Origin of the sequence: Pseudomonas sp. EGD-AK9, from assembly GCF_000465935.2 — a bacterium.
Lineage (GTDB): Bacteria > Pseudomonadota > Gammaproteobacteria > Pseudomonadales > Pseudomonadaceae > Aquipseudomonas.
Window position 1 is genome coordinate 1 of the sequence record NZ_AVOF01000662.1, and the last position, 16,094, is coordinate 16,094.

The window sequence follows — 16,094 nt, forward strand, 5'->3', positions numbered from 1 at the left end:
CGGCGCCAACGCCATCGTCCCAGAGCAATACCCCGCAACCTGGCACAGCCTCGGCGGCGGCAAGGCGGCCCGCGCGCTGCTGGCCGGCGAGCTGGACGCGGCGTTCTTCGTCGGCCCGGCGGAGAACGCCCTGGTGCAGCAGCTGGCGGCCAGCCCCGACATCGCCCTGGCGCACTTTCGCCGCGCCGCCGCCTACGAGGCGCGCCTGCCCTTCTTCAACCGCGTCACGGTCGGCGAGGGCCTGCTCGACCTGGCCAGCAACGCGCCAGATCGCGACATCGTCACCCTCGCCCCGGTGGCCACCCTGGTGGTCAACGAAGAGTTCAACCCCGGCCTGGTGCCGCTGTTTCTCGCCGCCAGCCGCGAGGTGATGAAGAACGGCACCCTGCTCGACGCCGCCGGCGCCTTCCCCAGCGCCGAGCCGCGCACCTTCGAGCTGCACCAGGATGCCGAGCACTACTACGCCAAGGGCCTGCCGATCCTGCAGCGCTACCTGCCGTTTCGCATCGCCTCGCTGGCCGACCGCTACATCATCCTGCTGATCCCGCTGATCGTGGTGATGATCCCGCTGGTCAAGGCGGTGGGGCCGATCTACCAGTGGCGCATCCGCGCGCGCATCTACCGCTGGTACAAGCACCTGCGCGAGATCGACCGCAAGCTGCACGCCGGCTCCTTGCCGGCCGAGTTGGACAGCGAGATCGAACGCCTGGAACAGCTGGAGGACGAACTGGCGGCGGTCGAAGTGCCGCTGTCCTACTCCAACGAGCTGTACGAGCTGCACATGCACCTGCGCTACGTGATCGAGCGCTTGCGAGCGCTGCAGCAACGCCGGCGAGACGCCCCGCAACATGCCCCCTCGTCCCTGGCGCCGTCTGCGGATCGAGACTAGCGCAGGGCAACGAAAAAGCCCGCGAATCGACCGCGGGCTTTTTCTTGTACGCCGTAGGGTGCGCCGTGCGCACCGGCGAACGACGCTACTTGACCCAGTGCTTACCCCAATGGGTGATGTCGTAGGCTTGCGCGCTGCGCATCAGCCCGCGCTCGGCCCGGCTGGCCTCGATCTCGTCGTCCACCACCTTGGTCGACAGCGCCAGCCAGCTGGCGACGAAGGCCATGGCATCGCCGTTGACCTCCAGGGCGCGCCGGTCGAGGTTGTTCAGGTCGTCGCAGGCGTCGTGGTAGCAGGGATCGAAGGCGATGCCGGCGGTACCACCGTAGCGACTGGCCTGCTCTTCGGACTTGACCACCTCGGCCCCGGTGAACAGCCCGCCGAAGGCGATGCCGTCGAGGAAGAACTGCGCGTAGTCGGAGCGGAAGCTGATCTCGTCGCCTTCGAACGGCAGACCGCGCAGGCGGTAGTACTCGCCGAACAGCCGCTCGATCGCGGCCGAGCCGGGCGGCCCCTGCAGGCCGAAGTCGGAGCCGTCGCCGTCGTAGATGAAGTAGGCGAAGTTCGGCGAGGCGATCATGTCGAAGTTCAGGTAGGCCTTGATCTTCGCCTTCTCCTCGTCGGCCAGCTGGTTGACGTAGTAGGTCGACCCCACCAGCCCCGACTCCTCGGCGCCCCACCAGGCGAAACGCAGCTTGTTCTGCGGCTTGGCCTTGGCCATCTGCACGGCCAGCTCCAGCAGCGCGGCGCTGCCCGAACCGTTGTCGTTGATCCCGGCACCCTCGAACACCGAGTCCAGGTGCGCGCCGGCCATCACCACGTTGTCCGGATTGCCGCGTTTGCTCTCGGCGATCAGGTTGTGGGTCTCGGTGCGCTCGCGTACCACGTCGGCGACCATGCGCAGCCGCAGCTCGGCGGTCTGCGCCAGGCTCACGCCCAGGTCATAGGTGGTGAACAGCACCGGAATGCCGCCGGCATAGCCGTCGCCCAGGGTGGCGTTGAGCAGCCCCTTGCGATCCTCGCTGTCGCCCTGGTTGAAGATGACCACCCCAACCGCGCCGGCGTCGGCGGCGTGCTCGGCCTTGATCTGGAAGTTGCAGGCCCCGCGCTGCAGCAGGGCGATGGCGCCGGCGGGGAACGCGGCGAAGTCCTCGGCCTCGCAGCCGCTGGTGGACAGGTTGCCCTCGCCCAGGGCGATATCCACCGCCACCACCGGCGCGGCGACGTCGCCGGCCTCGGTCTGCGACAGGTAGGTGAAGTCCACCTCCCATTCGTACTGCGCCGGCGTCGGCGCCAGGCTCTGCAGCACGCCAGGGCCTTGCGGGTAGAAGGCGCTGAACGGGAAGGCCTGGCGGCTGACGGCATAGCCGGCGCTCTCCAGGGTGGCCTGCACGTAATCGAGCGAGCCCTGATAACCGGGCAGCCCCGCCGCACGGTTGCCGCCGTTGGCCTGGGCGATATCGTTGAGCATCTGCAGGTGGATCAGGCTGTTGGCCGCCTGCATGCAGCGCGGCAGCAGCAGCGGCGTGGCGCTCAGCACCCCGGAGCGGCACTCGGCCGGGCCGAGCCGCGTCGGGCTCCAGAACTGATCGAACAACTCGGTGAGATCCGGCGCCTTGGCCGCCACGGCCTGCCCGGAAAGTGCCGCCAGCAAGGCGGCGCCCAGTAAACGGCGATTATTGATCTTGTTGCGCATGTGTTCCTCCAATCCATATTTGGAGATCGAGAAAGGCTGCGACGCTTGTGGCGCCGCCGCGGTGCGTCCCTTTACTGCGTCGTGTGGACGTCACAGACGCTAGACCGGGAAGCGCAATCGCGCGAATCGGAAAGCGCATTTTTTCCAGAAAATAGAGCTCTATCACTGCAGATGGCGGCAAATAGCCAGCAATCTCCCTTCGCATCCTGTGCCCAGCGGCATCCCGGGCATGGAGTCGGCAGCGATGTCGGGTAGACTCTGCGCATGCCGCAACGCTGCCGATGCGCGAGCCCTTCTTGCTCCCCTGCGGCGTTACTCCCATCGCGAACCCGCCAAAGACCGAACCGCCATGCCGATCCGCCACTGCATCGTCCACCTGATCGACAAGAAACCCGATGGCAGCCCTGCCGTGCTGCACGCCCGCGACAGCGAGCTGAGCGCCTCGCCGGCCATGGAGAACCTGCTGGCCGACCTCAACGAGAGCTACAACGCCAAGCAGGGCAAGGCCTGGGGCCTGTTCCACGAGGAGTCCGGCGCCTACCCCTTCAGCGGCTGGCTGAAGAGCTATCTGGATGGCGAGCAGGATTTCACCGCCTTCAGCCGCCAGGCCGTGGAACAACTGCAGAAGCTGATGGAGGAATCCAACCTGTCCACCGGCGGCCACGTGCTGCTGGCGCACTACCAGCAGGGCATGACCGACTACCTGGCCATCGCCCTGCTGCACCACAGCGAAGGCGTGGCGGTGACCGAGGCGCTGGACGTGACCCCGGCCAAGCACCTGGACCTGGGCCAGTTGCACCTGGCCGCGCGCATCAACATCAGCGAGTGGCAGAACAACAAGCAATCCAAGCAGTACATCTCCTTTATCAAGGGCAAGAACGGCAAGAAGGTCTCCGACTACTTCCGCGACTTCATCGGCTGCCAGGAAGGCGTCGACGGCCCGGGCGAGACCCGTACCCTGCTCAAGGCCTTCAGCGACTTCGTGGAAAGCGAGGATCTGCCGGAGGAGCAGGCGCGCGAGAAGACCAAGACCCTGGTCGGCTACGCCACCAGCCAGGCCAAGATGGGCGAGCCGATCACCCTCGACGAGCTCTCCGGACTGATCGACGAGGAGCGTCCACGCGCCTTCTACGAACATATCCGCAACAAGGATTACGGCATGGCCCCGGAATTTCCCGCGGACAAGCGCACCTTGAGCCAGTTCCAGCGCTTCACCGGCCGCGCCGAGGGCCTGTCGATCAGCTTCGAGGCGCATCTGCTGGGCTCGAAGGTCGAGTACGACGAGGGCCGCGACATGCTGATCATCCGCCAGCTGCCGACCCAGCTGAAGGATCAACTCAAGCGCCGCCAGGACTGACGCGCGCCCCGGCTGAGCTAGACTGCAAGAACACGCTGCGAGGTGCGCCCATGCCCTCGTCCCCTGCCTTGCGCCGCCACTGCGCCGCCGCCCTGCTGGGCCTCGTCCTGCTGGCGGCCGACGCCTCCGAGGAGCCGCCGATCGAGGCGCTGCTCAGCGACGAGGAGCGCTTCATCAGTGCCAACGCCGAGTTCACCCTGCTCCACGAGATGGGCCACCTGCTGATCGCCGAGCTGGATCTGCCGGTACTCGGGCGCGAGGAGGACGCCGCCGACCAGCTGGGCTTCCTCAGCCTGTTCCTCAGCGCCGACCGGCAGCGCGACGCCGGCTTCTATGCCCGGCTGCTGGACATCGCCGACTACTGGCGCCTGGAATGGCAACGCCCCAAGCCCGACTACGAGGAGGTGCACGCCTGGGCCAGTCACGGCCTGGACGCGCAGCGCTTCTACAACCTGGCCTGTCTGATCTACGGCAGCGACCCGGATCGCCTGGAGTGGGTACCCAAGGTCACCGGCCTGCCGATGGAGCGGGCGCTCTATTGCGACCAGGAGTACCAGCAGGTCAGCCGGGCCCTGGCCTGGGTCAAGCGCCAGCACGGGCGCAGGCCGGGCGAGCCGCACGGCCATCGCATCCGGGTGATCTTCGATGCGCCCGCACAGCGCATCGCCAACGGCGCACGCCTGCTCGCGCTGCTGCAGGACAGCGGCGAGGTGGAGGCCATCGCCGCCCGCGCCAGCGCCGTTTATCGCCTGCCGCGCGACCTGATCCTGCGCGTGGTCAATTGCGGCGCCGCAGATGCCTGGTACAGTCGAGACGCCGGCGAGTTGGTGCTGTGCTACGAACGCCTGGCACATTTCCAGCTGCTCGCCGCCCAGTTGCCGCGCCTGCGCCTGAACGGCGCAGCCATGCTGTGCCCGGCCTGCCGGCCACCCCGCTGAAGGAACCCGCCCATGAGCCAGCGTCTGCCCAACGCCCTGCTCGACGCCTGCCTGTGCGACGTGCGCGCGCCGTTGGCGGGCGATCCGGCGCGCACCTTCGGCCTCGACAAGGCCGAGGCCAAGGCCCGCCTGGAACGGCTCAAGCCCTGGCTGCAGGAGCAGCAGACGCGCCTCTGGGCCAACCGCCGCCAGGCCCTGCTGCTGGTGCTGCAAGGCCCGGACTGCAGCGGCAAGGACGGCGTGATCCGCCGCGTGCTCAGCGCCTGCAACCCGCAGGGCCTGGCCGTGCACAGCTTCCAGGCGCCGAACGCGGCCGAGCGCGGCCAGCACTTCCTGCAACGCTACCGCCAGCGCCTGCCAGCCCCCGGCCTGCTCGGCGTCTTCAACCGCAGTCATTACGAGGCGCTGATCTGCGACCCGCTGGACGGCCTGTGCAGCGACGACGAGCTGCCGGCGCGCCTGGCCGCGGCGCTGGAATTCGAGCAGGGCCTGGCGGCGCAGGGCACCGTGCTGCTCAAGTGCTACCTGCAGATCGACCAGGCCGAGCAGTACCGCCGCCTGGTCGAGCGCCTGGAGCAGCCGGCGAAACGCTGGAAACTCAAGCTCAGCGACCTGCAGTCGCACCACCAGTTCGGCGAACGCCAGCGGCGCTGGAGCACGCTGCTTGCCGCCAGCCACAGCGGCGCCGCGCCCTGGTACCTGATCCCGGCGCACAAGCGCTGGCTGCGCGACCTGCTGGTGGCCAGCCTGCTGGCCCGCGAGCTGGAAAGATTGCAGCTGCAGTGGCCGGATCGCCCGGCGCCCTTTACCCTGGAACAACTGCAAGCCGCCACCACGCACAAGGACGCGCACCAATGAAGAAAATCCTGCTGATCCTCGCCGCCCTGGCCCTGTGGCAGAACTGGGACAGGCTCGAACGCTGGCTCAAGCCGCCGCAGGCCGGCAACGCCGGCGGCGAGGTCGTGCTCTACGCCACCAGTTGGTGCGGCTACTGCGCCAAGACCCGCGAACTGTTCGCCGCGGACGGCATCGCCTACCGCGAGGTGGATATCGAGAAGGACAGCGCCGGCCGCGCGCGCCACCAGGCCCTGGGCGGCCGCGGCGTGCCGCTGATCGATATGCGCGGACGGATCATCCACGGCTACGACCAGCGCGCCATCCGTGCCGCCTACTGAGCGGCCGGCTGAATCGCCCCGCGCTGCCGAAAACAGGCGCTCAGCGCGCCTCGATGCGAAAGCCCAGGCGCGGGAAGTGCACGTGCAGCACGCCGGCCCGCGCGTCCTCGCGGCGCAGGATCAGCTCCTCGCGCCCGGCGAACAGCAGCTCGCCCGCCACCGGATCGACGCCGTAATCCACCGCGGCGATGCTCACCTGCTGGCCGCGGACAAAGCCGTTGGGCTCGACGAAGTCCTCCTCCGGCAGCGCCGCCGGGGTCGCCTCGCGCGCCACGGCGATGGCCTGTTCGGCGCTCATCTCGCTCAGCGAACCGTGGCCGAAACCCAGCACCCGGCCGAGCCAGGCAGCGACGTCCGGGTAGTCGTCGACCAGCGGCGCGGTCACCGGAGTGGCGCGCAGGAACCACAGGCAGTGGGCCACGGCGAAGTCGGCCAGCGACGGCTCGCCGAACAGGAAGTCGCCCGGCTCGCGCTGCAACTGCTGCTGCAGGCGCCCCATCAGCACCGGCCACTGGTGCTTGGCCTGCTCCAGCGGCAGGCGGCTGGCACTGCCGCCGGAGAACAGCGCGCTGCGGTCGGCGACGAAGGCCTTGACGAACTCCGGCGGCAGCTTGGCGAAACGCAGGGCGATGGATTCGGGCTGGAACACCAGCGCCACGGCGTGCTGGAACAGCACCGAGTCGGCCCATTGCGCCAGCAGGCTGACGTTGAACTCCTGGCCTTCGGGCAGCAGCGCCGGGGTGGCCTTCTCCGCCTCCAGGCGGCGGGCGATCAGTGCAGTGTCGCAGTAGATATCGGCCCCCACCTGCAGCACCGGGGTCTTGCGGTAGCCGCCGGTCAGCGCGATCAGATCCGGCTTGGGCATCAGCGGCGGAATCGTCACCGAACGCCAGGACAGTTGCTTGAAGCCCAGCATCAGGCGGGCCTTCTCGGCAAAGAGCGAGGTCGGGTAATGGTGCAGGATCAACTCGTGCATGGCGCACTCCGCGTCGGGGTCGAAAGGCCCAGCTTAACCGCCTGGTCCGACCGCGCACACCGCCTCAGGCGAATGAGGGGGCATCACCGGCGGCAATCAGCGCTTCCTTGGCGCGCTTGGGCAGGCGCTTGATCGCCCGCTCGCGGCGCAGCGCCTCGCCCTTGCCGGCGCAGGCCTCGACGTAGGCCAGCGCCTGCGCCGGGCTGGTGTGGAAGAAGCGCGCGCCCTTGCCCGCCTGGTGCTGGGCGAAGCGTCGCTGCGGGTCGTCGCTGATGCCGCAGTACAGCGCGCCGTTGGCGGCGCGTACCAGGTAGACGAACCAGGCTTTGTCGAGCGCTGCGTTCATCGGCGCCGAGGCCACCATTCCCGCGCGCTGCGCCACAGGCAGACGCCGACGAAATAGGCGCTCGCCAGCAGCCAGATGGCCAGCAGCCAGGGCTGGTTGAGCGGGTACTGCAGGATCAGCAGCGCGCTGGCCAGCATCCACAGGCTGGTGACGGCGATGTTCAGCGGCATGAACTGGCGCACCCGAAACGGATGCAGGAACTTCATCTTGGTCAGCGTCAGGCCGGCCAGCAGGACGATGGTGCCGAGCGCCAGCCAGGGGTGGAAGTCGAGGAGGTAGAAGTACAGCACCACCACGTTCCACGCCGCCGGGAAGCCGACGAAGTAGTTGTCCTGACTCTTCATGTTGAGGTTGCAGAAACAGAACAGCGACGACACCAGGATCAGGCCCACGGCGAACAGCGCGGTGAAATCGGGCAGCGGGATAAAGCGGTAGAGGAAGATCGCCGGGATGAACACGTAGGTGAGGTAGTCGATCACCAGGTCCAGGGTCGAGCCGTCGAAGTGCGGCAGCACACCCTTGACGTCGTAGCGCCGCGCCAGCGAGCCGTCCAGGCCATCGACCAGCAGCGCCAGGCCGAGCCACAGCAGGCACTGCTTGGGCTGGCTGTCGAGCACGGCGAGCAGGGCCAGCAAGGCGAGTATCACCCCGCTGGCGGTGACGGCATGGACGCCCCAGGCCTTGGCCTGTTTCACGGCTACGAGCAATTCGGTCACGGCAGGATCTCGGCTGAGGGTGGCTGGGTGCGGCAACAGGCGCCTGCATCCCTAATTGAAGGCTATGACCGGCAAGCCTACCACTGCGTTCAGCCGCGCGCCTCAGCCGGCCGCCTGGCGTCCCTGGCGAAACTGCGCCAGGCCCTTGGCCGCCTGCCGGCGGATGGCCCCCTGCACCGGCGGCGCCCAGCCCAGCAGCAGGCCCTTGGCGCCGAGCGCCTGGCCGGCCCAGCGCCACAGGTCGAACTGGTCGCGGTGCTCGACTATCAGTCCGCCCTCGAAGCGAAACTGCGCCTGGATGCGGTTGACCACCTGGCGCCCGGTGGCGCTGAAGCGGTAGCTGGCGACCCAGTGAGCGCTGCCCTGGCGGTCGTCGGCCTGCACCGCATCGAAGGTCAGCGAAAAGCCTTCGGCGCGGCTGCACAGCATGCGCCACATATCGCCGGCCGCGGCGCCGCGCAGGTCGGTGAACACCGGGTCGGAGAAATGAATGTCCGCGGCGTAGCAGGCCACCATGGCCTCGGCATCCAGGCGCTGGAAGGCCGTATAGAAACGCTGGATCAGTTCGGCATTGGGGTGGTTCATAAGCGCTCCAGGGCTACAGGCCTGTAGGGTGTCGCTGGGCCGTCTAGGCCATGCGCACCAGCGAACGGAGGGTTTGGGTCTGCGGTGCGCGCGGCGCCTCTGGGCCCCATGAAAAAGGGAGCCCGAAGACTCCCCCTGTTCACAGCGCAACCGCCTCAGTGCAGGATCTGACTGAGGAACAGCTTGGTGCGCTCGTTCTGCGGGTTGGTGAAGAAGGTGTTGGGCTCGGCCTCTTCGACGATCTCGCCCTTGTCCATGAAGATCACCCGGTTCGCCACGGTGCGGGCGAAGCCCATTTCGTGGGTCACGCAGAGCATGGTCATGCCGTCCTCGGCCAGGCCGATCATGGTGTCGAGCACTTCCTTGACCATCTCCGGGTCGAGCGCCGAGGTCGGCTCGTCGAACAGCATGATCTTCGGCTTCATGCACAGCGCGCGGGCGATCGCCACGCGCTGCTGCTGGCCGCCGGAGAGCTGACCCGGGTACTTGTGCGCCTGTTCGGGGATACGCACGCGCTCGAGAAAGTGCATGGCGACTTCCTCGGCCTGGCGCTTGGGCATCTTGCGTACCCACATCGGCGCCAGGGTGCAGTTCTGCAGCACGGTCAGGTGCGGGAACAGGTTGAAGTGCTGGAACACCATGCCCACTTCGCGGCGGATCGCCTCGATGTGCTTGAGGTCGCTGGTCAGCTCGGTGCCGTCGACCACGATGCGCCCCTGCTGGTGTTCCTCCAGGCGGTTGAGGCAGCGGATGGTGGTGGACTTGCCCGAGCCGGACGGGCCGCAGAGGACGATGCGCTCGCCCTGCTGCACGCTGAGGTTGATGTCCTTGAGCACGTGGAACTGGCCGTACCACTTGTGCACCGCCTGCATGAGGATCATCGGCTCGGCGCTGGACGACTTCTTGATGGCTTCACTCATAACTCACTCCTAACGCTTGTGGCCGGTATCCAGCTTTCTCTCCAGATGCAGGGAGTAGCGGGACATGCCGAAACAGAAAATCCAGAAGATCAGCGCGGCGAACACGTAGCCCTCGGTGGCCATGCCCAGCCAGGCCGGGTCGGTGGTCGCCTGCTTGATGCTGTTGAGCAGGTCGAACAGGCCGATGATGATCACCAGGCTGGTGTCCTTGAACAGCGCGATAAAGGTGTTGACGATGCCGGGGATCACCAGCTTCAGCGCCTGCGGCAGGATCACCAGGCCCATCATCCGCCAGTAGCCCAGGCCCATGGCCGCGGCCGCCTCGTACTGGCCCTTGGGAATGGCCTGCAGGCCGCCGCGTACCACCTCGGCGATGTAGGCGGACTGGAACAGGATCACCCCGATCAGCGCGCGCATCAGCTTGTCGAAGTGCATGCCTTCGGGCAGGAACAGCGGCAGCATCACCGAGGACATGAACAGCACGGTGATCAGCGGCACGCCGCGCCAGAACTCGATGAAGGTCACGCAGATGACGCGGATCGCCGGCATGTCCGAACGCCGTCCCAGCGCCAGCAGGATGCCCAGCGGCAGCGCGCCGGTGATGCCGACCGCGGCGATCACCAGGGTCAGCATCAGGCCGCCCCACTGGCTGGTGGAGACCAGGCTGAGGCCGAACACGCCGCCGTGCAGCAGGCACCAGGCGATGATCGGGTAGATCACCAGGAAGGCCAGGCCGTACAGCGCCTTGCGTGGCATCTGCGGCACGAACAGCGGCGCCGCGCCGATGATCGCCAGCCACAGGGTGGTATCGACCCGCCAACGCAGTTCGCTCGGGTAGAAACCGTACATGAACTGGCCGAAGCGCTGCTGGATGAACACCCAGCAGGCGCCGCCGCCGGTGCAGTCGGCCCGGGTGGTGCCGCTCCAGGTGGCGTCGATGAAGGCCCACTGCAGCAGCGGCGGCACGATCAGCCAGATCAGATAGAGGGCGAACAGGGTCAACAGGCTGTTGAACCAGTTGGAGAACAGGTTGGCTTTGAGCCAACCCAGTGCGCCGACGCTCAGGCGCGGCGGCGGCAGGTCCGGTTTGAAGGTATGAGTCTGCATGGCTGCTCCTTACCGCTCGATCAGCGCAATGCGCTTGTTGTACCAGTTCATCAGCAGGGAAATGCTGATGCTGATCGCCAGGTACACGCTCATGGTGATGGCGATCACCTCGATCGCCTGGCCGGTCTGGTTGAGCACCGTGCCGGCGAACAGCGAGACCATGTCCGGGTAGCCGATGCCGGCCGCCAGCGAGGAGTTCTTCGCCAGGTTGAGGTACTGGCTGGTCAGCGGCGGGATGATCACGCGCAGGGCCTGCGGGATGATCACCAGGCGCAAGGTGACCGCCGGGCGTAGGCCCAGCGAGCGCGCCGCCTCGGTCTGGCCATGGCTCACCGCCATGATCCCGGAGCGCACGTTCTCGGCGATGAAGGCCGCGGTGTAGATGGTCAGCGCCAGGGTCAGGGCCATCAGCTCGGGAATCATCACCCAGCCGCCGCGGAAGTTGAAACCGGTCAGCTCCGGCACGCTCCACTGCAGCGGGTTGCCGCCGATCAGCACGGCCAGGCCGGGGATCACCACGATCATCGCCAGCGACGCCCAGAAGGCGTGAAACACCTTGCCGGTGGCCTCGCGGCGCGCCTTGGCCCAGCGCCCCATCACCACGATGGCGACGATGGTCGCCAGCAGCACGCCGACGAACAGGCCGAAGCTCTCCGACGGGCTCGGCGCCGGCAGGTACAGGCCGCGGCTGTTGAGGAAGAAGGTCTCGCCGATCTCCAGGCTCTGCCGGGGCCCCGGCAGGGTGAGGAACACCGCGAAGTACCAGAAGAGAATTTGCAGCAGCGGCGGGATGTTGCGGAAGATCTCGATATAGACGGTGGCCAGCTTGCTGATCAGCCAGTTCGGCGACAGCCGCGCCACCCCGAGGATGAAGCCGAGGATGGTGGCCAGGACGATGCCGATCACCGACACCAGCAAGGTGTTGAGCAGGCCGATGACGAACACCCGTCCGTAGGTATCGCTCTCGCTGTAGTCGATCAGGTGTTGGGCAATGCCGAATCCGGCACTGTTACCCAGGAAACTGAAGCCGGAAATGATCCCGCGCTTCTCGAGGTTGGCCTGGGTGTTCTGGAACAGGAACCAGCCGAGCGCCACGACGGCGACCACGGCGATGATCTGGAATAGCCACGCGCGCACCTGGGGGTCGGTCCAGACCGATCCTCGCGGGCGCGGGACATTAGCAGTAGTTTGCATAACAGCCCTCTTGGAAGCCCCATGCCCGCGGGCGCGGGCATGGGGTTCACGTCATCAGGAACAACCGGCGCGCCGAGCTGGCGCGCCGATACAGACGATCAACGCACCGGCGGTGCGTACTGCAGACCACCTTTGTTCCACAGGGCATTGAGGCCACGCTCGATCTTCAGCTCGCTGCCGGCACCGACGTTGCGGTCGAAGCTCTCGCCGTAGTTACCCACTTGCTTGACGATCTGCACCGCCCAGTCCTTCGGCAGCTTCAGATCCTTGCCGAACTCGCCTTCGGCGCCGAGCAGACGGGCGACGTCGGGGTTCTTGGTGGACTTGGCCATTTCTTCGACGTTGGCCGAAGTCACGCCCAGTTCCTCGGCGTTGAGCATGGCGAACAGGCTCCAGCGCACGATGTCGAACCACTCCTCGTCACCCTGGCGTACCACCGGGCCCAGCGGTTCCTTGGAGATGACTTCCGGCAGCACCACGTAGTCGTCCGGGTTGGCCAGCTTGATGCGCTGCGCGTACAGCTGCGACTGGTCGGAGGTCAGCACGTCGCAACGGCCGGCTTCGACCGACTTGGCGCTCTCGTCGGAGGTATCGTAGGTGATGGGGGTGTACTTCATGCCGTTGGCACGGAAGTAGTCGGAGAGGTTCAGCTCGGTGGTGGTACCGGCCTGGATGCACACGGTGGCGCCGTCCAGTTCCTTGGCGCTGGATACGCCCAGCTTCTTGTTAACCAGGAAGCCCTGACCGTCGTAGTAGTTGGTGCCGGTGAAGTTCAGGCCCAGGGCCGCGTCGCGCGAGCTGGTCCAGGTGGTGTTGCGCGAGAGGATGTCGACTTCGCCGGACTGCAGCGCGGTGAAGCGCTCCTTGGCGGTCAGCGGACTGTACTTGACCTTGGTCGCATCGCCGAACACCGCAGCCGCTACGGCGCGGCAGACGTCGACGTCCAGGCCCAGGTAATTGCCTTTCTCGTCGGCGTAGGAGAAGCCCGGCAGACCATCGCTGATCCCGCACTGCACGAAGCCCTTCTTCTGTACCGCATCCAGGGTAGCGCCCGCCTGCGCGAAGCCGCTGACACCGAGTACGGCTGCGGTGGTCAGCACAGCCAGGGTGGATTTCACCATCTTCATTAAAACCTCCAGTTGCTCTTGTTGTGTTGGAGTCTCGGTCCTGCTTCCCCACCCTTATGAGGCACGCGATCCGCTGGCAGCAACGGTATCGACGGGAAGATCGGACCTCAGGCGTGAGTCTAGTCGGCATTACCCTCTGCTGGCCAACTGCCCTCGCCCTGCCCATTGGTCGAACGGGCCAGAGACGGATCGTCATCCGCCGGCGCGAAGGTTCGCGCCGACGAACTGGTAAGGAACCCCACACAGCAGATTCCTGCCTGTTGAGCGTGCGGCGATGGCACAGTGTTACCGTTACCACACGCGTCGTCAGTCCGGGTCAGCTATAGCAAGCCCCGTACCAGCGCCTTGCAAAAAGCAGCATACGGACTGGTCAAGAGCAAAAGTTGCACCCGTGCGACAACTTATTCACAGATTAGCCAAGCCTCGAAAAGGGCGCCGCCCCAATTTGAAGCACACGCACCACACCGGAGCTACCAATGACCGCACCCATGATCCTGCAGCCCCCACAACCTGCCGATGCCAGCGTGATCTGGCTGCACGGCCTGGGCGCCGATCGCTACGACTTCCTCCCGGTAGCCGAAACCCTGCAGGAACAGTTGCCCAGCACCCGCTTCGTCCTGCCGCAGGCGCCGACCCGCCCCGTCACCATCAACGGCGGCTGGAGCATGCCGAGCTGGTACGACATCCTCGCCATGAGCCCGGCGCGCGCCATCGACCAGGCGCAGCTGGAGCAGTCGGCGCAGCAGGTGATCGAGTTGATCGAGGCCGAGCGCGCCAGCGGCATCGAACCGGCGCGCATCGTCCTCGCCGGTTTCTCCCAGGGCGGCGCGGTGGTGCTGCATACCGCCTTTCTGCGTTACCCGCACACCCTGGGCGGGGTATTGGCACTCTCGACCTACGCGCCGACCTTCAGCGACGACATGCCGCTGACGGATACAAAAAGACAACTGCCGGTGCTGTGTTTGCATGGCAGATTCGACGACGTGGTGACGCCCGACATGGGCCGCGCCGCGTTCGACCGTCTGCACGCCTGCGGGGTGCCGGTGCAATGGCGCGACTACCCGATGGCGCACGAGGTGCTGCCGGAGGAGATTCGCGATATCGCCGCCTGGCTGAGCCAACGGCTCGCCGACTGACCGGCAGGGGTGCGCCGCGCGCACCAGCGGTTCTCGGCGTCGCCGCGGTTCGCTGGCACGGCCCCCGGCTTCTCCCTGAACCGGCTGCAGATACCCGCCGCCCCCACTGAGAGATGCATCAATGACGACAGCGCCGCTGATCCGCACCCTGCAGGATATCGAGCAGATCGAGAAAACCCCGCTCAGTGCTCGCGACCTGCCCGCCAGCACCTACGAGCTGATCCGCCGCACGGCCGTCGCCCAGCCGGACGCCCCGGCGCTGTCGTTCATCCTCCAGGGCGACGGCGAGGAACAGCCGCTGCGCCTGAGCTACGCCGAGCTGCTGGGCAAGATCACCCAGACCGCCAACGCCTTCCACCGCCTCGGCCTGCGCCCGGGCAAGGCGGTGTCCTTCCTGCTGCCCAACCTGCCGCAGACCCACTTCACCATCTGGGGCGGCGAGGCGGCCGGCATCGTCAACGCGATCAACCCGCTGCTCGAGCCCGAGCATATCGCCGAGCTGATCCACGCCTCGGACTCCGAGCTGCTGGTCACCCTGGCGCCCTTCCCCGGCACCGACCTGTGGGCCAAGGTCGAGGCCCTGCGCGGCCAGTTGCCGGCGCTCAAGGCGGTGCTCTGCGTGGATCTCGCCAACCTGCTGCCCGAGCCCCAGCGCAGCGCGCTCAAGGCCCAGCGCGGGGCGCTGCCGGACGGCGTGCTGGACTTCGACGAGACCATCGCCGCCTGCCCGAGCGACCACCTGGAGAGCGGCCGGATCATCCAGGCCGAGGACGTCGCCAGCTACTTCCACACCGGCGGCACCACCGGCACGCCCAAGCTGGCGCCGCACAGCCACGGCAACGAGGTGGCCATGGCCTACAGCATGAACCTGGTGACCCGCTTCGCCCCCGGCGACGTGACCCTCTGCGGCCTGCCGCTGTTTCACGTCAACGGCGTGATCGTCACCGGCCTGACCGCCTTCATCGGCGGCGCCGAGGTGCTGCTGGCCACCCCGCAGGGCTATCGCAACCCCAAGCTTATCGGCAATTTCTGGAAGATCATCGAGCGCCACAAGGTCAGCTTCTTCAGCGGCGTGCCGACCATCTACGCCGGCCTGCTGCAGGTGCCCAGCGCGGGGCATGACCTGAGCTCGCTGAAATACGCCCTGTGCGGCGCCGCGCCGATGCCGGTGGCGCTGATCCGCCAGTTCGAGGCCAAGACCGGACTGTGCCTGATCGAAGGCTACGGCCTTACCGAAGGCACCTGCGGCAGCTGCGCCAATCCGCCGGCCGGCGAACGCCGCCCCGGCTCCATCGGCCTGCGCATGCCCTACTGCGAGGTGCGCATCAAGCTGCTCGACGAGCAGGGACAGTACCTGCGCGAGGCCGCGCCCAACGAGATCGGCAACCTGTGCATCCGCGGCGCCACGGTGTTCAAGGGCTACCTGCAGGCGAGCAAGAACGCCGGCATCTGGGTCGACGGTGACTGGTTCAATACCGGCGACCTCGGCCGCATGGACGAAGACGGCTACATCTGGCTGACCGGGCGCAGCAAGGACCTGATCATCCGCGGCGGCCACAACATCGATCCGCAGCTGATCGAGGAGGCGCTGCACAAGCACCCGGCCGTGGCCCTGGCGGCCGCGGTCGGCAAACCCGACGAGAAGGCCGGCGAACTGCCGGTGGTCTACGTCCAGCTCAAGCCCGGCGCCCAGGCCGGCGAGGCCGAGTTGCTCGAACATGCCGCCGCGCATATTCCCGAGCGCGCCGCGGTGCCCAGGGACGTCTGGATAGTCGAGGCCATTCCGCTGACCGCGGTGGGCAAGACCTTCAAGCCGGCGCTGCGCTTCGATGCCATCGCCCGCGTCTACCAGGCGGCGCTGGCCGAGCTGGAGCCGGCGATCCGCGTCGAGGTGCTCGGCGACGACCAGGCCGGCCAGCTCGCACATATCCA

Annotated in this window: 16 protein-coding genes; 7 read left to right on the plus strand and 9 right to left on the minus strand. The window is 67.1% G+C overall.

The window, feature by feature from the left end:
* On the plus strand, nt 1-889 hold an 889-nt coding region (locus tag N878_RS22335; protein WP_021445740.1), incomplete at its 5' end, for a TAXI family TRAP transporter solute-binding subunit.
* Nucleotides 890-974: 85 nt separating this feature from the next.
* Here the strand turns inward: N878_RS22335 and N878_RS22340 are convergent.
* Nucleotides 975-2,585, minus strand: coding sequence for a M28 family metallopeptidase (locus tag N878_RS22340; protein WP_021445741.1), 1,611 nt, complete (start codon nt 2,583-2,585; stop codon nt 975-977).
* Nucleotides 2,586-2,934: 349 nt separating this feature from the next.
* Between N878_RS22340 and yejK the strand changes: the two genes are divergently transcribed.
* From yejK to N878_RS22360, 4 genes are read left to right on the plus strand one after another with little or no spacing between them, the layout of a single operon-like run.
* Complete coding sequence (yejK, locus tag N878_RS22345; RefSeq protein ID WP_021445742.1) at nt 2,935-3,942, plus strand: nucleoid-associated protein YejK; 1,008 nt, start codon at nt 2,935-2,937, stop codon at nt 3,940-3,942.
* 50 nt (nt 3,943-3,992) lie between these two features.
* The gene (locus N878_RS22350) at nt 3,993-4,880 is read left to right on the plus strand and encodes a DUF4344 domain-containing metallopeptidase (protein WP_021445743.1); all 888 of its coding nucleotides are present in this window, start codon (nt 3,993-3,995) and stop codon (nt 4,878-4,880) included.
* A 12-nt stretch (nt 4,881-4,892) separates the two neighbouring features.
* Nucleotides 4,893-5,738: a polyphosphate kinase 2 family protein gene (locus N878_RS22355; protein ID WP_021445744.1), complete on the plus strand. Its 846-nt coding sequence runs from the start codon at nt 4,893-4,895 to the stop codon at nt 5,736-5,738.
* On the plus strand, nt 5,735-6,055 hold the full coding sequence (locus N878_RS22360) for a glutaredoxin family protein (RefSeq protein ID WP_021445745.1): 321 nt from the start codon (nt 5,735-5,737) through the stop codon (nt 6,053-6,055). The genes N878_RS22355 and N878_RS22360 overlap by 4 nt, the downstream gene beginning before the upstream one ends.
* Nucleotides 6,056-6,095: 40 nt before the next feature.
* Here the strand turns inward: N878_RS22360 and N878_RS22365 are convergent, their stop codons facing one another.
* The 8 genes from N878_RS22365 to N878_RS22400 form a co-directional block, all read right to left on the minus strand.
* A complete protein-coding gene (locus N878_RS22365) occupies nt 6,096-7,031 on the minus strand; it encodes a glutathione S-transferase family protein (RefSeq protein ID WP_021445746.1) in 936 nt (311 codons plus the stop codon).
* A 64-nt stretch (nt 7,032-7,095) separates the two neighbouring features.
* Nucleotides 7,096-7,377 carry a GIY-YIG nuclease family protein gene (locus N878_RS22370; RefSeq protein ID WP_031303765.1) on the minus strand — a complete coding sequence of 94 codons (282 nt, stop codon included), beginning with the start codon at nt 7,375-7,377 and terminating at the stop codon, nt 7,096-7,098.
* The gene (gene pcsA / locus N878_RS22375; RefSeq protein ID WP_021445748.1) at nt 7,374-8,093 is read right to left on the minus strand and encodes a phosphatidylcholine synthase; all 720 of its coding nucleotides are present in this window, start codon (nt 8,091-8,093) and stop codon (nt 7,374-7,376) included. The genes N878_RS22370 and pcsA overlap by 4 nt, the downstream gene beginning before the upstream one ends.
* 102 nt (nt 8,094-8,195) lie before the next feature.
* The gene (locus N878_RS22380) at nt 8,196-8,678 is read right to left on the minus strand and encodes a nuclear transport factor 2 family protein (protein WP_021445749.1); all 483 of its coding nucleotides are present in this window, start codon (nt 8,676-8,678) and stop codon (nt 8,196-8,198) included.
* Nucleotides 8,679-8,833: 155 nt separating this feature from the next.
* Complete coding sequence (locus tag N878_RS22385; protein ID WP_021445750.1) at nt 8,834-9,598, minus strand: amino acid ABC transporter ATP-binding protein; 765 nt, start codon at nt 9,596-9,598, stop codon at nt 8,834-8,836.
* 9 nt (nt 9,599-9,607) lie between these two features.
* The gene (locus N878_RS22390) at nt 9,608-10,705 is read right to left on the minus strand and encodes an amino acid ABC transporter permease (protein ID WP_021445751.1); all 1,098 of its coding nucleotides are present in this window, start codon (nt 10,703-10,705) and stop codon (nt 9,608-9,610) included.
* A gap of 9 nt (nt 10,706-10,714) precedes the next feature.
* Entirely contained in the window at nt 10,715-11,899 is a 1,185-nt protein-coding gene (locus N878_RS22395) for an amino acid ABC transporter permease (RefSeq protein ID WP_031303767.1), read from the minus strand.
* Between the two features lie 98 nt (nt 11,900-11,997).
* A complete protein-coding gene (locus tag N878_RS22400; RefSeq protein ID WP_021445753.1) occupies nt 11,998-13,026 on the minus strand; it encodes an amino acid ABC transporter substrate-binding protein in 1,029 nt (342 codons plus the stop codon).
* A gap of 476 nt (nt 13,027-13,502) precedes the next feature.
* On the opposite strand from N878_RS22400, the gene N878_RS22405 reads away from it, so the two are divergent.
* Nucleotides 13,503-14,162, plus strand: coding sequence for an alpha/beta hydrolase (locus tag N878_RS22405; RefSeq protein WP_021445754.1), 660 nt, complete (start codon nt 13,503-13,505; stop codon nt 14,160-14,162).
* A gap of 121 nt (nt 14,163-14,283) precedes the next feature.
* Nucleotides 14,284-16,094, plus strand: a 1,811-nt coding sequence (locus N878_RS22410; protein WP_021445755.1) for an acyl-CoA synthetase, incomplete at its 3' end; no start/stop codon positions are given.